Here is a 14520-nt window from a genome sequence, read left to right as displayed (position 1 = left end):
AAACCGCTCAGGATATGGCTGGTATGCGTGACAAGCACCTTGTAACTGAGGAGCCGGATGAGGTGAAAGTCTCACGTCCGGTTCTGAAGACGAGTCAGAGGGGTGACTCTCTGACTTAGTTCAACAATGATGCGCTGGCACTTGGCAAACAGTCTGAAAAATTGCCCAAGAATGCAGAGTTGCAAAAACTCGTGATTACTCAGGCAAAGAAAACAGATGAGCGGGAATGGTTGAGCGGTGTTTCTGTGACTTTGTTGCAGCAATCTGTTGCAGATTTGGGGATGGCCTACAAGAACTTTTTCTCGTCGCTCAATGGCAAGCCCAAAGGCAAGAAAGTCGGCTCTCCACGGTTCAAAAAGAAGACGGGTCGCCAGTCTGCGAGATTTACGCTCAACAGCTTTTCGATCAAAGGCGACGAAGTGTATCTTGCCAAGATTGGCAACGTGAAGCCGATTTGGTCGCGCGCGCTGCCATCTGAACCAAGTTCGGTAACGGCGATCAAGGATTGTGCGGGTCGGTACTTTCTCAGCTTTGTTGTGGAAGTCGTTCCGGTCAATATTCCTGCAATTTATGCATCGGTCGGGATTGATTTGGGGCTGAAAACGTTTGCTGTTTTGAGTACTGGCGAAAAGGTCAGTAGTCCCAACTATTCCAAGCTAGATAAGCGAGTTCGGCGCAAACAGCGCAAACTTGCCCGTCAGGTGAAAGGCTCCAAACGGCGCGAGAACACCAGACGGCAAATTGCCAAACTGCACAATCAGATTGCAGATACCCGCAAGGATTTTCTGCATAAGCTGTCTACTCGTGTAGTCAACGAAAACCAAGTGATTGCACTAGAAGATTTGAATGTGTCTGGCTTGCTCAAGAATCGCAAACTGGCACGAGCTATCAGCTGGCAAGGATGGCACGAGTTCAGAGTTTTCTGCGAGGCGAAATCTCAAAAGCTAGAGCGCGAATTCGTTGTAATTAACCGATGGGAACCGACAAGCCAAGGCAAGTTCCTGTTGCGGTTATCGATGGGGCAAGATTGATCTTTCTGTGCGTTCTGTTCTCTGCCTGAATTGTGGCACTGAACACGACAGAGATGAGAACGCCTCAAAAAACATTGAAATGGTCGGCATGGGGCATCGGCACGACCTTAAATGGACAGGGAGCGACCGTAAGACTACTGCGGTAGCAAGTTGCGATGAACTGTCAAGAATCACCGTGGCTTCAGCCCGGTGAGCATGTCAATTGGGCATATATTCCAAGTTTTGCATACGGTGGGCGAAGCGCATCATTCCTACAGGATGCTGTTGCGTAGCAGTTTCCCACTAGCATCGATACTAAAATCTTTACCCGGTACTAAACCTTTGTCTATACAATGCTTGTATGTCGCGAATGAGATGATTCTTTTGATTTCTTGGCGCACATCGATCGGTATCAGATTTTCTATACACCAGACTAGCTCTGTCTCAAACCAGAGTAACCGTTCGAGGGAGATCAGTACTATACCAGCTACCTCTTCAAGTGCCATCTGGCTTTTCAAATTGGCAATCATATCTCCCGCGATGTACCTGTTGCGGGTCATGATCGCCATTGCTACTTTCGTGACTTGTTGTTCTAATTCCATAGCGGTCATCCTTGGCTTCTCCTGGCGTGACTTTGAACGGTTAGCGCGATCGCCTTTCTGCCAAGTATACCTAAAGGTCGAGCAAAATATCTCTCCAGATAGATGCTAAATATTTATTTATTTGTGTTATTACTGCGGGGGCGGGTGAGGAAAGTGCGAGTGTGGGGACTCTACCCCTAGCTTGAGTTTTGATCTCGTCTTAGAATATGGTCATACTTTCTCTGGAGCGAAAAAAAGTGCGACCTTTGAGCGATAGACTCACCAGACGCCGTGCAAATGTCTACGGATGAGCTTGGTTAACAGCAACTCACAACCTTTGATATTTTCTACTTCAATCCCCTTAAGAGGCAACAATGGCAGCTGATTCTATTCTCGCTCAAGTTGTTCAAAACTTAGAACAGCATGAAAATTTAACGCGGATGAAAAAGCTAATTTATTGCGCTTGTAAAAAATATTGGGAAAATGACCCAGAGATGCTGGCGAGGTTGAGGTTAAAAGATTTACTGAAAGAATTACTCGATCTCAGCCCGACGATAGAACACCTAACCGTCGCGCTCAACAGCGTGGTCAAACAACTCAACAAACAAGCAGAATATTCGTTAGTGGCTAATGCAATCATCAGCGAACTGGGGAAACTATACCCAAATACGGAAGAGTCAACGCTGGTCAAATCCAACCGACAGCATAATACGGTTTCAACTAGATTTTCGGCTGCCAAACAACCGACGGCAATGCCACCAGAATTGCAGCTAAACGAACCAAAACGTCAGTACGATACTTTTGATTTGCGTCTGGAGATAATGAAGTATACTAACCCGCTTTTGGCTAAGATACTTGTTTTTTCTACAGTCGAAAGCAAGTTGTTTGAGTTCGATAATCCACAAGATTGGTTAGCCATTAAAGCTCTAGAGCTTGATGAATTGCTTTTGAGGCTGTTTCGGGATTGTGAAACGATTACGGAGCTAGAATTTCAACTAAATAGTACGGCGAAATGCCTTGAGGAGCCGGCTCAATTCAGGCAAATAGCCGGGGTAATTATTCGAGTAATGAAGCCTTTTTACCCTTATTTAACAGCAAGTTAACAATCTAGTATCAATCATCAATAAGATAGAAGAATCAAAATGGATGCCAAGGAACTTTTGAGGCGATACGCAGCGGGCGAAACCAACTTTAGCGGTGCTAACCTGGGTCGGTTCAATTTATTTGGAGCAGACTTGATTGGGATAAATTTAAGAGAAGCCAACTTACAAAATGCTAACTTAATTTTGGCATTTCTCAATCGAGCCAATTTGGTAAGAGCCAATTTAATTGGTTCAAAGTTGAGCGGTGCAAACTTAAATCAAGCCGCTTTAATGGGCGCTAACCTGCGCGACGCAGATTTGCACGGTGCGTGCCTCGAACGTGCAGATATACGGAGTGCCAATCTAACTTTGGCAAACTTACTAGATGCAAATTTAATCGAGGCAGACCTGCGGAATGCTAATCTGAGCGGTGCTAACCTGACGGGTGCTTGTTTGCGGGGTGCTAACTTGCGCGAGGAAAAAAGAATTTACTGTGCTAAATTGCGCGGTGCTAACCTGCATAAAGCCGATATGCGGGGTGTCAACTTAGCGGGTGCAGATTTGGCGAGGGTAGACTTGAGCGGTGCGAACTTGACCGATGCTAGCCTGCGGGAGGTAGATTTAAGCGGTGCTAACCTAGCTTATGCCAATTTAACTAATGTCTATCTCACTGAAGCTAATTTAGCCACAGTTAACCTACGCGGTGCTAACCTGACAAATGCCAAATTGGAACGTACAAGCTTGGCTGAAGCTGAAATGACCGAAGTAAACTTAAGCGGTGCATTATTATCGGATGCTAACTTGAGTAAGGCGGAAATGAATCGAGCTTCTCTGCGTGGTGCTAGGTTGCCCAGAACTGATTTAAGTCGAGCTTGTTTGCGCGAGGCGAATTTGACTGATGCTGACTTGGTTGATTCCTACCTGGCTAGAACAGATTTAACCGATGCAAATCTGACGAATGCTATTTTTATTAGGGCAGAATTAAGTAGTGCAAATCTAGCTGGATCGCTGATGCGCGGTACTGTTATGCCCGATGGCAAAGTCCACGATTATGACTGATTTTTAACTCAAGTTGCTAATGGCTCATGGCTGGTTAATTGCTAGTGGATCGTGGAAGGAAAAAGGCAATATTACGAGCCAATCCCAATTAGCAATTAGCAAGCGAGCAATTAGCAAGCGAGCAACTTGCGTTATTTATTCATCTGTCAAATCAACTTGATAGATTTTCGTGGGTTGTTCTCGTCCCTTGAGATAAACATTACCAATATATCGAGCTATAAAATGGTTTTGGACTAGCTGATAGGTTTCTTCGCCGATCAGAATTCGGCATAATTCCGCATCCCAGGATTTATCGTAACTTTCTAAACGAGCCGCTACGTTAACGGTGTCTCCAATTACTGTATAATCAAGCCGTTGGGCGCTACCCAGACTACCAGTTACAACGATACCTGTGGCAATACCCACCCGCATAGCAACCGTTGGACGACCTGTTTTTTGCCATTGTTCGTTGAGACTTCGCAAATTATTTCCCATGGCGCGGGCGCAAGCGACAGCTGCTATTGCATCAGCAGCAATTTCTTCCGGTTTGGTGCGCGGGATGGGGACGCCAAACAATGCCATCACCGCATCTCCGATAAATTTATCAATGACGCCGTCATGTTCTAGGACAGTCTGCGCCATTACCTGCATGTATTCATTTAGCCAAGACATTAATTCCGCTGGGGGGAGGCGGGTGGCGATGGTGGTAAATCCTTTTAAATCTGAAAATAGCACCGTTGCCGTCATTTGTTGCCCTATCAGTTGCCCTTTTTTTAATAACTGATGGCGCGATAACCAGATGGCTTCGGCAATTTTAGGGGTAACATGCCTGCCGAACAAAGTCATCATAATTTGTCGGTCTTCTTGTTCCAGCTTGGCGATGTAACCCAATATTGCGATCGCACCTCCCCCCAACGCCATCAATCCTGGTACTAACCCAAGTTGCTAGTTATAACTTGTGACAGCGGTAATTGCTCGCTTGCTAATTGCTCGCTTGCTAATTGCTCGCTTGGGTTAACAGGCTTTTGCCTTCTTGACAACTACCCATTAGCCATTAGCGATTAGCCATTACCAGTACCGCTTGATGTAACTAGCAACTTGCGTTACTAAAGGTATCCAATACCCTTGACAAAATGCTACATATGCGCCCAAAACTAAACCGCTACTCGCTAAAAAAATGCTTCCAAACGTGCCTTGGGGTGATATCCGGCGATGGAAAAGTTGGCGCGATCGCAGCGTCCAAGCTAAAATTGCACCCACTAAAGACCAGACTCCAATCCACACCAATTCTAAAGGTTCTGACCACACCTGAATTTGAGCGCGTCCATCCAACGCCCCACTAATTATTTGACTGACCAAGTTGGCGTGAAACACAATACCAGGTGTTCTTTCCGGAAAAACGGTCAGGGTGCTGTCGTAAGGAGTGAAAACAAAATCATTGAGACTTGCTGCTGTTGTACCGATTAAAATGATGCGATCGCGTCCCCAATTTGGCGGTAACTTTCCTGCCAAAACTTCTGGCATCGAAACTGTGTAAAAATTCTTTGGCTTTCCTCGGTAGTTCAGTATAATTTGATAGCCGCGCTCGTCTGCACCCACATAGCTACCATCGTTACTTTTAAACGGGACAAAAACCGCTTTTCCTAACCGATAGTCTCGCCGATCTGGATCGATTTCTTGCAGCGTCATTCCTTCTTTTTGTAAATACAATAAGGCCAGTTTTGCTGCTAAACTCAATCTGACTTCACCTTGGTCGGTTTCGAGTGAAAGCAAACCCCGACGCACTTTAGCGTCTGCATCCAAAACCAAATCCGCAGCAGCGATGCGATCGCTTTTACGCAAGGCTGGCGGTGGATTGACTGCCGCTCCCAATTCATCCCCGACTACCTTTTCTACACCGATTAGATTCGGCGTGGATTTCAGAACTTTAACCAACGACTGATAACCGGGTTGTACGGGTAAATATCTGTATAAATCTAAGCCGATTGCCCTGGGTTTTTGCTGTTTAATTTTTTGGAGTAATTCTGCTAAAACCGCGTCGGGAATCGGTCATTGTCCGACAAATCGCAGCGAAGCTTCATCAATTGCTACAATCGCAATCCGCTGCTCGACATCTTCAGCAGGACGCAGACACATGAATTGATCGTAGGCTGCCCATTCTAGCATCTGCAATAGCCCCAGCTGGCGCGGTTAAAACTGGACTCACACCGACAAAACTTGCCTTTTTAGATTAGCCAATTTTGCGAATTTACACGGTTTGAGCTGGGGTTCGTTGAATTACCTGGGATCAAAAGTAATGCGCCTTCGAGTTAAATCCTAGTTATTTGTCTTCAACGAATTTCACCTCACGATTTATCGGTATGTCATATCGTTGACCGTTGCATCGAAATTAATCCCTGTAGGAGCAATTAGCAATTAGCAATTAACAATTACCCAGAAAGGCCGCTCATTCCGATGCAACCGGATTTGATATCACGCCGATCTGACTCAAAAACAATATAGCAATTAAACCTTGGATGCGGAAGTGTTTAATTTAACGCTGAAGGGCGATCAAACTGGTAAAAAAAGGCTCTTTTTTTGGTATTTGATCAATTTGATGCGTTCGCGCCAGCTAGGGTATGCATATCGCGTAGGGTCAAAGCAAGGAATAAGATGGCATAGAGTTTTGATAGGGTTAAATCGCGGGCGAGTTGTCATGCTGGCGGCGCTAGCTGAGCAAATAGTTGAGTCCAAGCGATCGCAGCTGGTCTAGTTCCAGCGTTGATTAACTCAAAGGTTTTCCCCTCGGTTGCTGGGTGATTCAGACATTCGACACAAGCAGCAGCTACATCAATCCGACTCGTCTGACCAGATAGTTTATCGCCAGTACCGATAACAACACCCAGCTTGCCTCCCGTGGTAGCTTTTAGCAGCGTGTTGAGGTCGTAGGAAGTGAAAGCGCCATCGATCAGCCGTCCCGGTCGAATAATAGTGTAGGGCAATCCCGAAGCGATGACGGCTTGCTCGCCTTGCTGTTTGGCATCTAGAACGCCAAACCCATTCAGCAAACTGAAAGGAGGCTGATCTTTGCGCTCAATGCCGCAGGAAGATACAAAAACAAACCGCTTCAGGTTTTTAGGCGCTGCATCGACTAAATTGCGGACTCCTTGTGCATCAACGCGATGAGGGCTATTTCTGGCTTTACTATTGCGGTAATCGGCATTGAAATAGATTTTGCCCCATTCCATCAAGCGTTGCAGCTTGTTGGTTTGTGGCAAATCGAATTCCCACCGAGCGGAGGGAAAGGCGGTGGTGCCAGTACAGCAGATAATGTGGGTGACATTCTGCACAGCACTTGGCAGGGTTTGGGCTTGACGGATATCGCCCTGGGCAATTTCCACCTGGTTATCGAACATTTGTTGCGCTTTCTGAAAGCTGCGGGTGAGGACGCGCACCAAAAATCCTTTTTCCAGCAAAAAAGCTACCGTTAATTGCCCAACACCGCCTGTGCTTCCTGCAACCAAAACTAGGTCAGACATGGCTCGCCTCCCTGGTCAAGTTCTTTATTTAAATTGTGCCAGTGCTAATGGCTAATAGCTAATTGGTAATTAAATTAAAATGCGATGCTGACAATTACCGATTACCCATTACCCATTACCTATTACCAGTATCTATCTTTTTTGAGCGCAACCTTCCAGCACCCGATTTCCCAAGATCAGGGTGGCGCTGTAGGGATAGACGATATCAGACATCGTATCGCTACAGGAATCCGCTTTTTTGATTACCAATATACCGCTGGGTTGACCGTTAAGTCTGTAGACTCGCACTAAGTCAGGCGGGCGCCCCGCTGCGGAAATCGGTGCAGTGTAAGGATAGCGGCGGTTGGGAGATTCTGGAGTGGAATAAATAATGCCGTTGCGGCTGATAGTGACGCTCCAAAACGGTTCGTTTCCGCGAAGGATAAATTCTTCGACGCGAGTTTGAGAAACGAGGGTTGGGTTGTCTGTAACTACCGGGTTGGTAGCGCTATACAGCCCCAATAAAACAGCATATAAGGGAAATAATTTCATACAACCAGTTATATCATCTGCGCTTGATTACTATCAATATTGGTAAATTGCTAATTGCGAGCTTGCTAATTGCTAATTGTTAATGGCATTTTTAGTATTATAGCGCGAAGCGCTGGTGTATTTACAAATACTGAAAGGCAGCATCGGCAGCTTGGTGAATATTAAAATCATACTTGGGCAACTCTTTTCTGATAGCTGTCTTCACTTTGTGCCACCAATGCTCAATCGGGTTTAAGTCAGGAGAGTAACTGGGTAAGAACAGCAACTCACATCCAGCTTTTTCAACCAGTTACCGAATTTTTTTAGAGTTCTGAAATGGAGCATTATCCATAATGATTACCTGTCCGACTTTCACTTGGGGTAAGAGGCATTTCTCAAGCCAAGTCTCAATGACTTTGGCTGTGCAATATCCCTGATATACCATCGGATCAAAAAACTTACCGTTAGATAAAGTTCCAATAATACTGAGTCTATATCGGCGTTTTCCCGGTCGCGTGTCGTGATATCTTTTTCCTTTTTTACACCAGGCATAAGTTGCTGTTTCATTATTGTTAATTCCGCTCTCATCCATGTAAATCAACTGCTCGCTCGTCATAAGCTGCTAGTTTTTTTCGGAATTCCTGTCGAGCTTCTTCACAGCGATATTGGTAGGCATACGTTTTTTTTTACGAGTGTAACCCAACTTTTTTAATCCTCGACTAATTGTATGATGGCTGACATCTCCCCAGAGTGAGGCTAGTTCTTTTTGGGTTAGTGATCCGTGGCTATCTACCAATTCTTTGAACCTAGGCCAGTCTCTGATTTTGGCGGGTTGAGGAGGTGGAATAGGTATTTGAGGAGTTGTTGATCCTGTGGTTTCAAACTGCTTGAGCCACCGCTAAAGTGTTGGACGACTAATCTTGAGCATACGACTCACTTGAGAGAGCGAGTTTCCACTCAAGATTAGAGCCAGCGCCCTCACCCGTAAATCGTAACTATATGCGTGAGCCATAACTTATTGAACTTGCTTTTAACTCAGGTGTACTCTATCCTTAACTGTAACTATACCAGCGCGAAGCGCTATAGCACAGTTCTTAGCACTAAATATGGTGACAATATCGCTAACAACCCCTACAGATAGAGGCTTGCCGTAAGTTTTGTAGCAATTAGCAATTAGCAATTAGCAATTAACTAAAATCACTGCCAATTTCCTACCAGGACAAAGGGTGCCCAGAAGTAAGGATTTTGATACTGAGATTGAGATAATAATGCCACCTGTGCGTTGCGAAGCGCTTGCGCTTTATTCACGCCTTTATTGGCAAGTTCTTTGTAAAATTGGGCCATAAAAATGGCAGTCGATTCGTCATTTACCTGCCACAGAGTTGCCAGGGTGCTGCGGGCGCCAGAACGAATGGCTATCCCTGCCAATCCTAACGCAGCGCGGTTATCTCCGGCAGCGGTTTCGCAGGCACTCAGGACAAACAATTCAATCGGGCGCTGTCCTGGTTCGCGCACGCGCAAAAGTCCATCCAATTGCTTGACGTTGATCCGATCATCCCAAGACAAAATAAAGGTATCGTCGGCATTAGAACTGAATTGACCGTGAGTTGCTAGGTGTAGAACCGGGTAGGGAACCGCACGGATCAATTGTTGTAAATTAGGACGGGTAAACTGTTGGTTGAGCAGCACTCTAGCGGGAACTTCACTGCTAATTTGTTGCACTTCAGTTGCGGCAGCTGGTAAAGGTGGGAAACCCTGACGACCTTCTGATAAAGCAGTAGTTAATGCACGTAATTGTTCTCTTGTCAAGGGGAGGGTTTCGAGCAGTTGCAGTCCGGGGGTGAGGGCAATATTATATTTTTGAACTAGGTATTGTTGACCGTCGTAGAGGGCTGCCATTGGCAGATTTCGCAAAGCACCATCTAAGACAAATACCAAAGTTTTAATATTATTTTGAGCCAGATCTGACTCGGCGGGACGAATCAACCAATCATATAGTTTTTGGGCTAATGGTAGCCGTTCTTGCTCAAAAGCGGTGCGGCGTAAAGAAGTGCGAGTGTCTATGAAGATTTGCTCTAATTCAGATTGGGATTTTTTGGTGGCATAGTGACGCAAAGGTTGATTGGGTAGAGATACAATAACTTCTAGGCGATCGCTTAAAATAATCGGATAGAATACCGCCGCAGTCGGGTCAACTTCGTCGATTTGTTTCGGTTGCGCTTGGGCGCAAGCATCTTGGAAAAAGTTATCGAGTTCAGCTAACTGTAACGATTCGATCGTTTGACGCGCTTGTTTAATATTTTCTTGCTTGGCGTTGGGTTGAAGCAGTAAGCTGACTAACTCGCGATAAACTGGTTCCACACTTTCCCGGAAAGAAAACTGCACGTCGGGATTAATTGTTACCAAATCCCTGGGGAGAGAGGAGAGAATTTTGGTAGCTTGGGTGTAGTTGGCGATCGCATTTTCCACCTCTCCTTGCGCCCGATTAATCCGTCCCAACTGCCAGAACAACTGATATGCTATATCCGGTGTGGTCAAAGGCGCAACAAGGGTTAGTGCAAAGTTAGTGACGTTTGCAGCTGGTATCCATTGCTGTTGCAGTGCGTAAAGTTTCCCCCAACTACCCAGAATGTATGCCTGGAATTTAGCATCGCCCAAGGCTTTTGCTTGCTCAAGAGCAGCCGTTAAAATTTCCCCAATTGCCCGATAGTCGGGATTGCCATCTAATTCTGCCAATTTGAGCAGACTTCTGGCAAAATTAAGCTGGGCGTAGACTCCCGTGCGGGTGGGGGGCAAGCGCATTACCGCTTGCTTTTGAGATTGCCATAATGTTAATGCTTCCGCTGTTTTTCCCGTTTCCACTAAAACGCTAAGCTGGTTTAGTCTGGCTGGGAGTTGCCCAAACGGGGAGGGGGAGTTTTCTGCTGCTTTGTACGCAGTTAAGGCTTCTTGGGTAAATTGGGTTCTTAAGGTAGGTTGTTGGGCATTTTTCACTGCTAGCGCGATCGCATTATTCCCCAAACTCAATTGAGTCGCCGCAATTTCTTGGGGTAATTGCAATTGTTGGGCAGCTTCTAGACTTTGTTGCAATACAATCTGAGATTGCGCCAATTCACCCAGCGCGTGCAACACATCTCCTAAACTCCGCAAACCCCAAACATTAATTGCCGTTACAGGTAATGCTTTCAGGATTTTGAATTCTGACTCGCTGATATTGCACTGCTGTCGTTTTAATTCTGGAGTTGAACTCGAAGACAGTCCCAATACTTCGCGTAAAATATTGCAAGCTCTGGGATAAAACCCTAAATCCTGCAAAGCAGAAGCTTTGTTAATTTGACTTTGAGCAATTCCAGTTGCATCGTTGATTTGCTGGTAAAGATTGGTTGCTTTTTGCCAATTTTCTACCGCATCTGCTCCACGTCCGGTTTCGCGGTAGAGTCGTGCTTGGACGTCGATTGCTTCTGCGAGTAGCTTTAACTGGGTATTATTTTTGGGTTGGGTTTGTAGGAGGGAAAGACTTTGTGCGATCGCAGCTTCTGCATCTTGCCATTGTCCGATTTGTTGATACACCAGGGACAGATTCCGCAGTGCCACAGCCTGACTCAGTTTATCGCCAATAGCTGCAAAGTCGGCAACGGCGGTTTGTAATTCCCTGATAGCTTGTGCAAAATTACCAGATTCGTAGCTATTTTTTCCCGGTTGTACTTGAGCGATTGTGGCTGTTGTTTTTGATACTTGCGCCACAACAGACGGTGCTGTCATTGAGAGGATAAATAACAAAGATAGGATAAAAAGCCAGCGACTGCGACGGAAAAAGCGAGAAAGCGAACTAATTTTTAGCGATTGGTTATATTTGCCCTTACCGCTTTGCGATCGCCGTTCCATTTCCTACTCCTTACTCTGGTAGTTCCCCAAACATTTGTCGATAGGGTTCCAGTAATTGTCGTTCTGCTTCAAGTTGTTGCTGAGTTTGTTGGGCAATTTCTTCTGGAGTGAGATATCTTTCCCCTTGTCGATTGAACCAGGAAATAACTTCCCGATACAATCCTCCAATTTGCATTCTTAACCGTCCAATTCCTAATCCAATTTCTGGCAGAAAGAAAGGTTCGCCAATTTGCCGGCGATACTCGCCATTAACTAAGCGATAAACTGCCAAAGGTTGCTGGCGATCGCGCTGCCAATAATCGGGGTTATAAATAACATAATACAGCTTGCCTAATTTGGCATAAATCGCCATTTTTTCATCATATTCTCCCCGTCTGCGCGAAACAACTTCTAAGACAAAAATCGGAACAATATTATCTTCTTCCCAAACAACATAACTTAAACGGGAGCCGCCACCTTTGCGCCGTTCCACTCCCAAACTCAAGAAGCCATCCGGTACGACGGGAACCAAAGGAGTAATGCCCGTTGTGTGATAAATTCCCATATCTACGGCAAAAAACCAATCTTGACGATTTGCCCAAATAAATTCCAACAGAAATAGCAAGTAATTGGGAATGAAATTTTGATTTTCGTTATCCACAGGCGTGTCGTCAGAACAAGGAAGTTCAGTGCCTTTTGGTAGGTTTAGCTTGGGGTCAGATTGTAACATTTGGGAAACTCCTGCAAGCTTGTACCAAAATCAAATTTAACGCAGCGGACAGATTGTTTGGGGATTGGAATTGCGCGAAGAAGCTGGATTACCCGGATTGTAACCCACAAGAGTTACCACGCCTTTATAATTGATGACCCAACCTTGGGCCGGTACTATCTGAGTCATGAGTGAATCGGTCAATTCTCCCCTGCTCCCCTGCTCCCCTGCTCCTCTGCTCTCCTGCTGTGGGGGCAATTCGCTCCAACTGACGCGCACCACATCGTCCCGCAGCGGTTCGGTAGGATTGGCTGGTAACCCCCCCCGTCCGGTAATGACAAATTGGCTAGTTGCCCCCTGCAAGCAGGGATTAGTGGCAATTAGCGATGCTGGGTCAACCACGTTTTGCGGTAATTCCACCAAACCTTGAGCGGGGTTGACACCACCAGCGTTGAAAAAGATCTGATCGGTGATTTGTGCATCAGATTCGGAAATGGCGGTGATATCGCTGCTGGAAAGCAGTTGCGGGTTAAGGGCAGAACCTGGGGGTAATTGCTGTGCCAGCTGCTGCCGCGTCATTCGGCAGGGAAAAGGGGAAAGGGGAAAGGGGAAAGGGAACCCCATAACTAAAGCTAGGGGCTTTTAACTTCGACACTGTATTTCTCGTACGAAGTATAAGGAAACACATCTTCAACTTTAATCCATGTTTAAAAACAGGGGCAAGTATCCCAAATCCCCTTCCCCCTTCCCCCTTCCCCCTTTTTGGTCAGGGCAGCGATGCCACAAATATTGGGGACGCTGATGGTAACATTGCCGCTATTTAAGGTTAAATCCCCTCCTACCAATGCTAGGGTTTGACCCGTACTTACTTGCAAACCAACTGCTGTTGGCACACCTAGCACTACCCGACTTACCGCAGATTGATTCACAATTGCAGCGGGATTTTCGCGAAATCTCAAACCAATCGGAATATTTACTGTTAATAACGGGGTTGCTTGCGGATTAATCGTACTAAATTCAAATGATTCAAATAATATTCCACTCGCACTACTAGCTAAAAATGAACCCCGCAAATCTAACCTGGCATTTGAGCCAAAGATAATGCCGTTGGGATTAATTAAAAATAAGTTGGTATTTCCCAATACTCCTAAAGTTCCCAAAATATTAGAGCGATTTGTGCCTGTAACCCGCGTCAGAATATTGGTAATGCCATCGGGATTGGAAAAGTAGGCTCCCCTTCCTTCCTGTATGTTAAATTCACTGAAACTGTGGAATAGATTAGAGCCGCGAATGGCACCGCCGTCGATGCGATCGCTAGGTAATCCTCCGATCCCATCCGGCATTACAACCGATCTTTCAGCACCCAGGCTGTCATCAGGTACAATTTGAGCTACAGTTGGAGCCTGTAAAATTAGTTTTGCCAGCGGGAAAATTAGCCGCCAAGCCATCTTTGATGCTGGTAAAAATCGGCACATGGCATCCAGGTAAATTTGAGCTAACGCCCTGGAATTGCGATCGCATCACCAAAAGACCGAGCCTAGGCTTAAGCGATCGCCTATTTATATCGTTGACCGTTGCTAAGGAATTACGACCTCTAGGAGCAATTAGCAATTAGCAATTAGCAATTACCAATTACCAAGAAAGGCCGATCATTCCGATGCAACCGGATTTGATATTACTTGATTATCAGTAGACCGATTATTTTTCCCCATTAAATTTAACAATTTCCCCCGGTGCAGAATTAATCAGTTTAATCACTTCCAGAGCGACATCAGCCATTTCTTTAGCACGGGGATCGGGCATGATTTTTAACCCGATTAACTCAGTGAGTAAATTAGCAGCTTGAATCCCAGATTTTAACAAGGCTTCTTGGTATTCTTGCTGCAAGGTTTTAGCGGGAGTTGGGGATTGGTTTTGGTCGGATTGGTTTTGCATGATTATCCTAGCTTAGTGTAGATTGTGACTAAGGCAGCTCGGGAAGCTTCAGGATTGTTTTGCAGTTCTTCAGGAGCAACACAAAAAAGTGTAGCAACAAGGTTTTGGGCTGATGGTGTTTGGTCAGATAAATTCTCGTTCATCTCAGTTTAAGGATGAAGTCTTCACTAGGAAGAGCATGGTTGTTGGGAATGAGGAAGTAACGCGAGGGGGTGGAATCGAACCAAAGAAAATGTTTTTTTCTCAGTATTCATTGCACAGAAATCCTAATGT

11 protein-coding genes and 4 pseudogenes are annotated in these 14520 nt (G+C 45.6%); 3 read left to right on the top strand and 12 right to left on the bottom strand.

Going from position 1 to position 14520, the window contains the following annotated elements:
- Positions 1 to 125 precede the first annotated feature (125 nt).
- Positions 126 to 1224: pseudogene (locus MiSe_RS13960) on the top strand (RNA-guided endonuclease InsQ/TnpB family protein); the annotation flags it as partial.
- A gap of 58 nt (positions 1225 to 1282) precedes the next feature.
- Here the strand turns inward: MiSe_RS13960 and MiSe_RS13955 are convergent.
- Positions 1283 to 1612 (bottom strand): hypothetical protein, encoded by a 330-nt coding sequence (locus MiSe_RS13955; RefSeq protein WP_226580296.1) that lies wholly within the window; start codon positions 1610 to 1612, stop codon positions 1283 to 1285.
- A gap of 353 nt (positions 1613 to 1965) precedes the next feature.
- On the opposite strand from MiSe_RS13955, the gene MiSe_RS13950 reads away from it, so the two are divergent.
- Positions 1966 to 2694, top strand: coding sequence for a hypothetical protein (locus tag MiSe_RS13950; protein WP_226580292.1), 729 nt, complete (start codon positions 1966 to 1968; stop codon positions 2692 to 2694).
- A 39-nt stretch (positions 2695 to 2733) separates the two neighbouring features.
- Complete coding sequence (locus tag MiSe_RS13945; protein WP_226580290.1) at positions 2734 to 3732, top strand: pentapeptide repeat-containing protein; 999 nt, start codon at positions 2734 to 2736, stop codon at positions 3730 to 3732.
- Positions 3733 to 3867: 135 nt separating this feature from the next.
- Here the strand turns inward: MiSe_RS13945 and MiSe_RS13940 are convergent, their stop codons facing one another.
- From MiSe_RS13940 to MiSe_RS13890, 11 genes and pseudogenes are all read right to left on the bottom strand, one after another.
- A complete protein-coding gene (locus MiSe_RS13940) occupies positions 3868 to 4632 on the bottom strand; it encodes an adenylate/guanylate cyclase domain-containing protein (protein WP_307731402.1) in 765 nt (254 codons plus the stop codon).
- Positions 4633 to 4779: 147 nt separating this feature from the next.
- Positions 4780 to 5892, bottom strand: a pseudogene (locus MiSe_RS13935) (CHASE2 domain-containing protein).
- A gap of 512 nt (positions 5893 to 6404) precedes the next feature.
- Entirely contained in the window at positions 6405 to 7229 is an 825-nt protein-coding gene (locus MiSe_RS13930; protein ID WP_226580285.1) for an SDR family oxidoreductase, read from the bottom strand.
- A gap of 132 nt (positions 7230 to 7361) precedes the next feature.
- On the bottom strand, positions 7362 to 7760 hold the full coding sequence (locus MiSe_RS13925; protein WP_226580282.1) for a COG3650 family protein: 399 nt from the start codon (positions 7758 to 7760) through the stop codon (positions 7362 to 7364).
- A gap of 121 nt (positions 7761 to 7881) precedes the next feature.
- Positions 7882 to 8331, bottom strand: a pseudogene (locus MiSe_RS13920) (IS630 family transposase).
- Positions 8332 to 8637: 306 nt separating this feature from the next.
- The gene (locus MiSe_RS52655) at positions 8638 to 8751 is read right to left on the bottom strand and encodes an IS630 transposase-related protein (protein WP_226580279.1); all 114 of its coding nucleotides are present in this window, start codon (positions 8749 to 8751) and stop codon (positions 8638 to 8640) included.
- A gap of 185 nt (positions 8752 to 8936) precedes the next feature.
- Positions 8937 to 11624: a CHAT domain-containing protein gene (locus MiSe_RS13910; protein WP_226580276.1), complete on the bottom strand. Its 2688-nt coding sequence runs from the start codon at positions 11622 to 11624 to the stop codon at positions 8937 to 8939.
- Positions 11625 to 11634: 10 nt separating this feature from the next.
- Positions 11635 to 12333 (bottom strand): Uma2 family endonuclease, encoded by a 699-nt coding sequence (locus MiSe_RS13905; protein ID WP_226580273.1) that lies wholly within the window; start codon positions 12331 to 12333, stop codon positions 11635 to 11637.
- Positions 12334 to 12369: 36 nt separating this feature from the next.
- Positions 12370 to 12891, bottom strand: a complete 522-nt coding sequence (locus tag MiSe_RS13900) for a hypothetical protein (RefSeq protein ID WP_226580270.1) — start codon at positions 12889 to 12891, stop codon at positions 12370 to 12372.
- A gap of 218 nt (positions 12892 to 13109) precedes the next feature.
- Positions 13110 to 13760, bottom strand: a pseudogene (locus MiSe_RS13895) (filamentous hemagglutinin N-terminal domain-containing protein); the annotation flags it as partial.
- A gap of 250 nt (positions 13761 to 14010) precedes the next feature.
- Entirely contained in the window at positions 14011 to 14247 is a 237-nt protein-coding gene (locus MiSe_RS13890; RefSeq protein ID WP_226580267.1) for a hypothetical protein, read from the bottom strand.
- Between the last annotated feature and the right edge of the window lie 273 nt (positions 14248 to 14520).

The sequence above is a fragment of the Microseira wollei NIES-4236 genome (assembly GCF_020521235.1).
In the GTDB taxonomy this organism is placed as follows: domain Bacteria; phylum Cyanobacteriota; class Cyanobacteriia; order Cyanobacteriales; family Aerosakkonemataceae; genus Microseira; species Microseira wollei.
The sequence above is the reverse complement of the archived record's forward strand: the minus strand, read 5'-3'. Positions and strand labels throughout refer to the sequence as shown.